Below are 10,042 nucleotides of genomic sequence, written 5' to 3' on the forward strand. Positions count from 1 at the left end.
TATTTCTACACGAAAATACTTTTAAACGTTATTACACTTTATCAATTATAAGTTTTGTATGTGCAAAAAGCAAACCCAACTGTTACCTTATTTTCATATTCAGGACTTTTTTTCTTCACTTTTATTTTTTAACATCCTCTGTAAGCGCTTATTATAAGTTTCTTCTATTTTCGTGACTATCATCCCTATTTATATTCACCAATTATTTCAACATCGTAATAACTTCTTCTAATTTCATGCCACGAGATGCTTTAACTAATACAACATCGTTATTACCAACTACCGCCTGTAAATCTTTTACAAGCTCTTCTTTATTATGATAGGCCTTTACACGTTCACCAGGGAAATTAATTTCCGCTCCCTCAGCAATTTGAGCCCCTAATCTACCATATGTGAATACATATGAGATTTTTGCTGGGTCAATTAATTTACCTACTTCATAATGAAATTGAACCTCTTGGTCTCCAAGCTCTAACATATCACCAAGCACGACGATTTTTTGAGAAAAACCATCTAAACCATTCATTAAATGGAATGCTGCTTCCATAGCTGTCGGACTTGCATTGTAAGCATCATTGATAATTGTTAACCCACTATCCTTTTTTACAATTTCCATGCGCATACCTGTCATTTGAAGTGTTACTAAACCTTGTTTCATTTCTTCCCATGTCACACCAAAATGTTTCGCAATCGCCATGGAAGCAAGTGTATTATACACATTATGTTTCCCTAACACTGGTATATAGAATGAAATGTTTTCTTCTCTATTCATTTTAAAATGTGTGCCAGTTGCCTGTAATGTTACAGTCGTTGGATAGTAATCGTTTGCTCTCGCATCACCAAATGTTACTGTTTCCGTCGCTAAATTCATTTCAGGAACACGATTTGTTAACAATGGCTCATCTCCGTTATATACGAACACTCCGCCTTCTTGTAATCCTGCCACAATTTCTAATTTCGCTTCTGCAATTGCCTCACGAGAGCCTAAATCCATTAAATGCGCCTCACCAATGTTCGTAATGATAGCTGCATTAGGACGAGCTAACTTAGATAAGAATTCAATTTCTCCTCGGCTTGACATACCCATTTCTAATACAGCAACTTCCGTATTTTCTTCTAGGTTTAAAATAGTAAGAGGTAAACCGATATGGTTATTGAAATTACCTTCTGTTTTTTGAACTTTGAATTTAGTCGCAAGAAGGCTTGTTACAATATCTTTCGTAGATGTTTTACCGTTACTACCTGTCACACCAATAACTTTAACATCCAATTGATCGCGATAGTTTTTCGCTAACATTTGTAATGCCAATAGTGTGTCTTCTACAAAAATAACTGGAAGATTCTCAGGCGGATTTGCTACATCTTTCATCCATAATGTAGCAACAGCTCCATTTTCAACAGCTTTATCTACAAAAGCATGTCCATCGAAACGTTCACCTTGAATCGGAACATATAAATTTCCTTTTTCGATTTTTCTCGTATCAATAGACACTCCCTGTATAGTAATTCCCTCATACTGCTCTGCTAATCCCGTACCATTTATCATCTGTTCTACTTGTTTTAACGTTCGATTAATCATGAAAACACTCCTTACATAGAGGAAGCACTATTCCTTCGAATAGTGCCTCCTCCTTTTTTGTTATATTGTATATTTAATTTTTTGTTTTTCTTCGTGACGTTCAATCGCTAAACGAATTAGCTCTTCGATTAATTCTGGATATGGTAATCCAGTATGTTGCCATAATAGAGGGAACATACTAAACGGCGTAAATCCTGGCATTGTGTTTACTTCGTTAATATATACTTCTCCGTCTTTCGTTAAGAAGAAATCAGCTCGTGTTAAGCCTGCACCATCTAAAGATTGGAATGCAACAATTGCATCTCGCTTAATTACATTAGACTCTTCTTCTGTCATTTCAGCTGGAATAATTAACGCTGTATCACCATCGATGTACTTCGACTTATAATCATAAAAGTCCTTTTTCGGTACGATTTCACCTACAACTGAACATTTCGGTTCGTCGTTACCTAGTACACCAACTTCTACTTCACGACCTACGATATTTTCTTCTACAATAATTTTGCGGTCGAATTGGAATGCCTCTTCAAATGCACTCTCAAGTTCTTCACGATTTTTACATTTATTAATACCAACACTTGAACCAAGGTTTGCTGGTTTTACGAAGCAAGGATACCCTAACTTCTCTTCTACTTTGTCATAAGCTTCTTCGCGATTTTTTTCCCATGCACTACGAATGAAAGATGCATATTTCGCTTGTTTCAAACCAGCTTCTGCAAAGATATTTTTCATAACAACTTTATCCATACCGGCAGATGATGCTAGAACACCATTTCCTACATAAGGAATGTTCATTAATTCTAATAACCCTTGAACCGTTCCATCTTCACCATTTGGTCCATGTAGTAATGGAAAAATAACATCGATAGCATCTTCCTCAGAAGTTGCAGATGGAATAATTTCCGTGCTTAATGATAACGGAGAAATCGAATTTTCTGCACCGCTCATTTTTAAAGCTTCAACATCCGTTACTTCACCTTCAATACGCTCACCGCGTACCCATTGACCTTGCTCTGTAATATAAATCGGATGAATCTCGAATTTATCTTGATTTAACGCTTTAATAGCAGCAAGAGCCGTCTGTAACGAAACTTGATGCTCAGCTGATTTTCCACCATATAATAAACCTAATTTAATTTTCGTCAATTAAATCACCCTAACCAATTGTTTTCATTTTTCTATTTTAGCACTTTTTATAAAAATAGGTAGTTCCTATTTGAAATAAAATGTAACTTCCACAAATAATTAAATGACACCACTTATTGGATTTCTACACTTTTCTATTTCATTTTCTTCACAACTACACAAAATGAAATGGCAACCTAATCTAGTTATGTACCTAAAATATGTAGAAATCCCCTTTTTGTGTATGTCACCTATTTTATTAAGAAGATTGTTTGGTTAGTGTGTCCTTTTGCCTTTGTTCCACGAGGCGATCTAAAGAAACGTATACAATACCTGCAACTAAACATCCTACACCTAAAATTGTAAATAAGAAATGTCCGAGTAATCTATCTAATAGAAAACCTCCAAGAAGTGGACCAAATGCACTTCCCGTAATCCACTGCAAACTCGCTGCTCCCATATAAGTTCCTCTCAAATGCTCAGGGGCCAAATTCGCTACAAACGTCATCTGTACAGGCGACATAATCATCTCGCCTAACGTATATATGGCATACACGAACATTAACGTCACTAAAATAATTGTAGCATTTGTATTAAATTCTCCAAACCACTTCGGTAACCACCCTATAAAAAACAAACCAATTCCAAACAAACACGCCCCGTATAACATCGTCTTTCCGACAGGTTTATCTGTCGCCCATTTTGAAATTTGAAACTGGAATAACACAACTAATAGTCCATTTAGCGCCATTAAATACGGGTATGGATTGTTAACTCCAAAAATATCCTTCATTTCATTATCAAAGTGAAGTGGTAACATGCCTTCTGTTTGAGAAAATCCCATAGAAATAATGATACCTGCTAACAAATAAATCATTAACGCCTTATCTCTCATTAAAACTTTCCAAACTGCACCTGATTCCTTCTCTGCATTCTCTTCTTTTTTATCTGCTGCTTTTGGCATTGTCTCCTGGATAAGAATTAGTACAAGTAATGCATAAAATAGCATCGTAGAAGAGGCAATAATAAACACAAGATTCTTTGACAACACCACTACTGATGCACCCATTATTGGACCGATTGCAGCACCTATATTGTGTCCCATTCGCAATAAACCATATGCTTCGGTTCTTTTTTCTGGCGCGGTCACATCTGCAACCATCGCTGATGCAGCTGGATGAAATAAAGAATTACTTAATCCTAAAAAAACAGATAAAATTGCATATGAAATAAACCCTTCTATAAATAAAAAACCGAGCATTAATAATGCATTACTTGCCATTGAAAATATCATAATCGGCTTTCTTCCATATATATCAGCAATTCTTCCACCTATAAGCGATCCAAAGCTTGCAGCAATTGGAGAAAGCGCCATAATAACTCCAACCTGTAATAAAGAATCTACCTTATCTTTTAAATATAATGCGAAAAAAGGCATTAACATCATCATCGCAATTCCATTCAATGTCTCACCGATAAATCGAATCCATACGTTACGATCCATTTCCCTTAGCTCACGCCATGTATTTTTCATATTTTCACCCCTTTAGTTGACCAACAATTATCTTATAATAGATTCAGAAAAATGTAAATTTTCAAATAAAAAAATCCATTCTAACAGAATTAGAATGGATTTTTCCACTTATAAATTCGCTACATCATCTTCTTTTTTACTATTATTTAAAACACTATGTTTTCGACTATATAAGAAGTAAACCGCTATACCGATAACCATCCATACTCCAAAACTAATCCACGCTGTCCCTGATAATTGAAGCATTAAGTATAAACAGAAAATTACTGTTAACGCTGGTAAAAATGGTACGAGTGGCGCCTTAAATGCTCTTGGTAAATCCGGATGAGTCTTTCTCATCACAATAACCGCAACAGCTACGAGTGCAAAGGCTGACAATGTCCCCATGTTTACAAGGTGTGCCAATACATTTAAATCTATTAATCCTGAAATCAATGCTGCAATAATACCCGTTGTCCATGTATTTAAAAACGGTGTTTTAAATTTCGGGTGAACCTTAGCCAGACGCTTCGGCAATAACCCATCACGGCTCATCGCATATGAAACACGAACTTGCCCATACATCATCACTAGCATTACAGTTGTAATCCCTGTGATTGCCCCTACTGAAATTACCCCCGCTAAACCATCTTGTCCAATAAATTGAAGTGCAAAAGCAACTGGATCTGATATATTCAGCTGTCCGTATGGAACAATTCCTGTCAGAATAAGTGAAACAACGATATAAAGAACTGTACATATTAATAACGATGCAATAATGCCGATTGGTAAATCACGTTGTGGACGTTTCACTTCTTCCGCAGCTGTTGAAACTGCATCGAATCCTATAAATGCGAAGAATACTGTAGCAGCCCCAGCCATTACACCATCTAAACCAAATGGCATAAAAGGCGTCCAGTTTTCAGGCTTCACATAATTAAAACCAGCAAAGATAAAAATAAGAACAACTGCTATTTTAATAAATACCATAATATTATTTACACGTGCACTCTCTCGAACACCCCTAGATAAAAGAGCTGTCATCACTAAAATAATTAAGACTGCAGGCAAATCAATTATTCCACCTTTTCCTGTGCCTGGGGCCGAAGAAAGAATGGTCGGAATATGAATCCCAAATCCCTTTAGTAAAGACTGAAAATAAGCGGACCATCCATTTGCTACAGCAGATGTAGCAAGTAAATATTCAAGCATTAAATCCCAACCAATTAAAAACGCGAATACTTCTCCCATCGTCGCGTACGTATATGTATATACGCTACCCGAGACAGGAACTGAAGAAGCAAATTCAGCATAACAAAATGCAGCAAAGGCACAGGCTAATGCGGCTATCGCGAATGATAATATAATAGCTGGTCCAGAATGTTTTGCTGCCACTACGCCTGTAAGAACGAAAATACCAGTTCCAACAATCGCTCCGATTCCAAGCATAGTTAAATCCAGTGCGCCCAATGTTCTCGCTAACGTTTTTTGCTTACTTTCTTGCATTAACTTTGCAATAGGCTTCTTTTGAAAAATTTGCTTCATCGTCCACTCCTCCAAGTTTTAAATTTTCTGAAAATTTTTAATTCGCTTTTTTCATTTTACTCATAACACTTTTTCTCGTCAATACTTTTGTCGAAATAAGTAGAAATCTTTCGGAATATACAATATCCTTATTATTCTTTCTGAGAATCTTTCTATCACCTTATTTTGGTGTCATTATACATATTAAAGAGGCGTGCTCCTTTATTGAGCACGCCTCTTTTTGCTTATTTCACAGTATATGAACCATCTTCAATCCAGCTATACATATACTTTTCATCTTCCGTTTCATGTGCTTGTTTTACAATACGAAGCGGACGGAATGTATCTATCATAACGGCTAATTCAAGCGTCTCTTTCTTTCCGATACTTGCCTCTGTTTTCCCAGGATGCGGCCCATGAGGAATTCCGCTCGGATGAAGTGTAATAGACCCTTCTTCCACACCTTTTCGGCTCATAAAGTTTCCTTCTACATAGTACAGTACTTCATCACTATTCACGTTACTATGATAATACGGTGCCGGGATAGATTCTGGATGATAATCGTATAAACGCGGTACGAAAGAGCAAATGACGAAATTATGCCCTTCGAATGTTTGATGTACTGGTGGTGGCTGATGAATACGGCCTGTAATTGGTTCAAAATCCTCCACATTAAAGACCCACGGATATAAATAACCATCCCACCCAACAACATCTAGCGGATGATGCCCTAAAACATACTTATGCATATATCCTCTCGACTTTGTCATTACGACAAACTCACCTTTCTCATCATATGTCTCTAATTTTTCCGGGCCACGAATATCTCTCTCACAAAACGGGCTATGTTCTAACAATTGCCCATATTCATTGCGATAGCGACGTGGTGTTGTAATTTGGCTATTCGCCTCTACAACAAGAAACTTAGTCTCTCCTTCATCTGGAATAACACGATAAATCGTTCCAATTGGGATCGTTACATAATCACCTTTTCTATAGTGAATCGTTCCGAACATTGTTTCGATTTTTCCTGTTCCATAATGAACAAATAACATTTCATCGCCATCGCCATTACGATAGAAATAGTCCATTTTTTCTGTCGGAGTCACTACTCCAATTAATAAATCCTCATTCCCAAGCATAAAATTTCTTCCGCTTACTGCATCGCCCGTTTTTTTATTTTCTTTCGTGCGAAAATGACGATGTGCAAGAGCTACATCTTCTTCATACTGCAACTGACAAGAATGAGATACTGCCGCATGACCTACTTCCGTTGGCATATAATGATGGTACAAAATAGACTGCGTACCAGAAAAACCTTTCGTTCCCATTACCTGTTCACGATAAAGCGCTCCATCTTTTTTACGAAATTGTACATGTCGTTTATGAGGTAGTTCCCCCATGTGACGATAAAACATGCCCATCACCTGCTTTCATGTCTTTTTTGACCGTATTACGTAACGTACCTAAACCAGTAATCGACAGCTCTACAACATCTCCATCTTGTAGCCACTCTTCTGTACCAAGTTCTAAAATACATCCTGTTCCTACTGTTCCAGAACCGATCACATCTCCCGGATATAAGGTCACGTCTTGTGAAGCACGTTCAATCATTTCAGCAAACGTATAGTAAATATCTTGGAAATTTCCCTTTGATAATAGTTTCCCATTCACGTGAGCAGTCATCTCTAAATCATATCGATTACCATTACGATAAATGTCTAATTCCTCTTTCGTAACGAGATACGCTCCTAATGAAGTTGCAAAGTCTTTTCCTTTTGCTGGTCCAAGCCCTACCTTCATTTCTGTTGCTTGTAAGTCTCTTGCACTCCAGTCGTTCATAATACAATAACCAAAAATATATTCCTCTGCTTGCTCACGAGAAATATTCCTTCCTTCTTTTCCGATTACACAAGCAATCTCTAATTCATAATCAAGCTTTTTAGACTTCTTCGGACCAATTACAAAATCATCTGGACCAATAACAGCACGATGGTTAGTAAAATAAAAAACCGGGACATCATACCATTCAGGTACAACATCTAGTCCTCTTCGTCCGCGAGCTGTTTTTACATGCTGTTCAAATGCATAAAAATCTCGAATGCTACCCGGATTAGGAATAACAGCTGTCAATTGTACTTCTTCTAAGGAATATATACCCTTGTTTGGATTCTTACTATTACGCAGCAACTCTACATACTCATCCGCTTTCTCTAAAAAGGCGAGCATAGAGGAAGGGACTTTTCCGTCACTAGCAAGATTCATATCGATTACTTTGTCACCTTCAAGCCACCCAGCTCGCATTTCTTTCGAAGGGAGACGAAATGTAACAAATTTCATCATAATTCCTCCCTATGAAAATGAAATTTCCACCAGCAAAAGAATTCTTGCTGGTGGATACAAATCTTATAAATTTCCGCGACGCTCTTGTTCTCTTTCAATTGATTCGAATAATGCTTTAAAGTTCCCTTCACCAAATCCACGAGAACCTTTACGTTGAATGATTTCAATAAATAAAGTTGGACGGTCTACAATTGGTTTCGTAAAGATTTGCAGTAAATAGCCCTCATCATCACGGTCTACTAAAATCTTTAATTCTTTTAACTTATCAATTTCCTCATCGATTTTTCCAACTCGCGCAGTTAACTCATCGTAATACGTATCTGGTGTATCTAAAAACTCCACACCATTTGCACGAAGCGCTTCAACTGTTTTAACAATATCACTCGTTAATAAGGCAAGATGTTGTACACCTGCTCCATTATAGAATTCAAGATATTCTTGAATTTGCGATTTTCTCTTTCCATCTGCTGGTTCGTTAATAGGGAACTTAATACGACTTCCATTCGTCATAACTTTTGACATTAATGCCGAATACTCTGTACTAATATCATCATCGTCGAAATGGATCATTTGTTTAAAGCCCATAACATTCTCGTAATAACTAACCCACTCTTCCATTTTCTCAACGTTACCAACTACATGATCTACAGCAATTAAACCTGATTCTTCAAATGGAATATTAAACTCAACCTTTTGGAATCCTGGCATAAATGTTCCTTTATAATTTTTACGCTCTACAAGCGTGTGAATTGTATCACCATACGTACCAATAACTGCTTTTTTCAATGTACCATCCTCATCTGTTAACTCCTCAGGTGGAGCAATTGCGACGGCACCACGTTTCACCGCTTCCGAGTAAGCCTTATCAACGTCATCGACAAGTAATGCAACGTCTTTTACACCATCACCATGAGTTTTTACAAACTCTGCGATACGATTATCGCTACCTAGGGCCCCGGACACAACAAAACGCATATTTTTTTGCACAAGAACATAAGATACCTTTTCACGGTTTCCTGTTTCTAATCCAGAGTAAGCCACAATTTTGAATCCGAACGCTCTCGCAAGGTAATAACTCGATTGTTTTGCATTCCCTACGTAAAACTCCAAATGATCTACATCACGTACCGGAAAAAAGTCCTCCATTTGTGCAGCTAGCGTATCCATAGATTTTTGTTTCATAATATCTTCATCCCCCTGTAAATAGATTAAATGGTCCATACTTAAAACCAACCGAAAACGCTTCCAATATCAATTTTTAGAAATTAGTTAGCAGGCTAACAATTTCTGACCTTTAAAATTTTCTATCTTTTCTGTCAAATTCCTCTTTTTTTCTTACATATAAAATTCGACTTTTTTCTCTTTAAAGTAAGGGGAAAACAAAAAAGACTCCAACATATTAACTACTTACTAATACGTTAGAGTCTTTATTTTTTTTGAATGATTGTATTTATATTTCTCATACTAATATATTTGCAAGGAATAGAATAAACGATGTTAATATCACTGCTCCGCCTAATGATCCTAATAAATCTGTTTTTGTTACTTGTAACACTTGTTCACTGTTCATATTCCTCATTCTCCTTTCATTTTGTACAATTTAAAACTTTTATTATACTAATACGCTTGATAGAAATACGATTAATGCCGTTAACACTACTGCTCCACTTGCTGATCCTACGAAGTCACCTTTTGTTACTTGTAATACTTGCTCTTTCATATCTTTCATTCTCCCTTCATTTATCTTTTGTTACAAAACTTCTATTATACTAATACGCTTGATAGAAATACGATTAATGCTGTTAACACTACTGCTCCACTTGCTGATCCTACGAAGTCACCTTTTGTTACTTGTAATACTTGCTCTTTCATATCTTTCATTCTCCCTTCATTTATCTTTTGTTACAAAACTTCTATTATACTAATACGCTTGATAGAAATACGATTAATGCTGTTAA

Annotated in this window: 10 protein-coding genes; all 10 read right to left on the reverse strand. The window is 36.5% G+C overall.

Annotated elements, in window-relative coordinates; genetic code table 11:
• Positions 1 to 202: 202 nt before the first annotated feature.
• The 10 genes from murF to JDS98_RS11360 all read right to left on the reverse strand — a co-directional run bounded on the left by murF (position 203) and on the right by JDS98_RS11360 (position 9,965).
• Entirely contained in the window at positions 203 to 1,579 is a 1,377-nt protein-coding gene (gene murF, locus JDS98_RS11315; protein ID WP_000610668.1) for a UDP-N-acetylmuramoyl-tripeptide--D-alanyl-D-alanine ligase, read from the reverse strand.
• Between the two features lie 60 nt (positions 1,580 to 1,639).
• Complete coding sequence (locus JDS98_RS11320) at positions 1,640 to 2,725, reverse strand: D-alanine--D-alanine ligase (RefSeq protein ID WP_000161430.1); 1,086 nt, start codon at positions 2,723 to 2,725, stop codon at positions 1,640 to 1,642.
• Positions 2,726 to 2,963: 238 nt separating this feature from the next.
• Positions 2,964 to 4,238, reverse strand: coding sequence for an MDR family MFS transporter (locus tag JDS98_RS11325; protein ID WP_000799751.1), 1,275 nt, complete (start codon positions 4,236 to 4,238; stop codon positions 2,964 to 2,966).
• Between the two features lie 108 nt (positions 4,239 to 4,346).
• Complete coding sequence (locus JDS98_RS11330; RefSeq protein ID WP_000809353.1) at positions 4,347 to 5,762, reverse strand: branched-chain amino acid transporter BcaP; 1,416 nt, start codon at positions 5,760 to 5,762, stop codon at positions 4,347 to 4,349.
• A 224-nt stretch (positions 5,763 to 5,986) separates the two neighbouring features.
• Positions 5,987 to 7,159: a homogentisate 1,2-dioxygenase gene (locus JDS98_RS11335; protein ID WP_000499906.1), complete on the reverse strand. Its 1,173-nt coding sequence runs from the start codon at positions 7,157 to 7,159 to the stop codon at positions 5,987 to 5,989.
• A complete protein-coding gene (locus tag JDS98_RS11340) occupies positions 7,125 to 8,081 on the reverse strand; it encodes a fumarylacetoacetate hydrolase family protein (RefSeq protein WP_199633893.1) in 957 nt (318 codons plus the stop codon). Before JDS98_RS11340 ends, JDS98_RS11335 begins: the two co-directional genes overlap by 35 nt.
• A 66-nt stretch (positions 8,082 to 8,147) precedes the next feature.
• Positions 8,148 to 9,266 (reverse strand): 4-hydroxyphenylpyruvate dioxygenase, encoded by a 1,119-nt coding sequence (gene hppD / locus JDS98_RS11345; protein ID WP_000810910.1) that lies wholly within the window; start codon positions 9,264 to 9,266, stop codon positions 8,148 to 8,150.
• A 277-nt stretch (positions 9,267 to 9,543) separates the two neighbouring features.
• Positions 9,544 to 9,654, reverse strand: a complete 111-nt coding sequence (locus JDS98_RS11350) for a DUF3948 family protein (protein WP_001083697.1) — start codon at positions 9,652 to 9,654, stop codon at positions 9,544 to 9,546.
• A 42-nt stretch (positions 9,655 to 9,696) separates the two neighbouring features.
• Positions 9,697 to 9,813, reverse strand: a complete 117-nt coding sequence (locus tag JDS98_RS11355; RefSeq protein ID WP_000654250.1) for a DUF3948 family protein — start codon at positions 9,811 to 9,813, stop codon at positions 9,697 to 9,699.
• A gap of 35 nt (positions 9,814 to 9,848) precedes the next feature.
• Positions 9,849 to 9,965: a DUF3948 family protein gene (locus JDS98_RS11360; protein ID WP_000654250.1), complete on the reverse strand. Its 117-nt coding sequence runs from the start codon at positions 9,963 to 9,965 to the stop codon at positions 9,849 to 9,851.
• Positions 9,966 to 10,042 lie beyond the last annotated feature (77 nt).

Origin of the sequence: Bacillus cereus group sp. N11 (assembly GCF_016483605.1) — a bacterium.
Taxonomy (GTDB): Bacteria; Bacillota; Bacilli; order Bacillales; family Bacillaceae_G; genus Bacillus_A; species Bacillus_A toyonensis.

Excerpts from the sequence above, each read along its gene's own strand:
- hppD (WP_000810910.1), bottom strand. The coding sequence starts at position 9,266 with ATGAAACAAAAATCTATGGATACGCTAGCTGCACAAATGGAGGACTTT.
- murF (WP_000610668.1), bottom strand. The coding sequence starts at position 1,579 with ATGATTAATCGAACGTTAAAACAAGTAGAACAGATGATAAATGGTACG.
- JDS98_RS11325 (WP_000799751.1), bottom strand. The coding sequence starts at position 4,238 with ATGAAAAATACATGGCGTGAGCTAAGGGAAATGGATCGTAACGTATGG.
- JDS98_RS11330 (WP_000809353.1), bottom strand. The coding sequence starts at position 5,762 with ATGAAGCAAATTTTTCAAAAGAAGCCTATTGCAAAGTTAATGCAAGAA.
- JDS98_RS11340 (WP_199633893.1), bottom strand. The coding sequence starts at position 8,081 with ATGAAATTTGTTACATTTCGTCTCCCTTCGAAAGAAATGCGAGCTGGG.
- JDS98_RS11350 (WP_001083697.1), bottom strand. The coding sequence starts at position 9,654 with ATGAACAGTGAACAAGTGTTACAAGTAACAAAAACAGATTTATTAGGA.
- JDS98_RS11355 (WP_000654250.1), bottom strand. The coding sequence starts at position 9,813 with ATGAAAGATATGAAAGAGCAAGTATTACAAGTAACAAAAGGTGACTTC.
- JDS98_RS11360 (WP_000654250.1), bottom strand. The coding sequence starts at position 9,965 with ATGAAAGATATGAAAGAGCAAGTATTACAAGTAACAAAAGGTGACTTC.
- JDS98_RS11335 (WP_000499906.1), bottom strand. The coding sequence starts at position 7,159 with ATGTTTTATCGTCACATGGGGGAACTACCTCATAAACGACATGTACAA.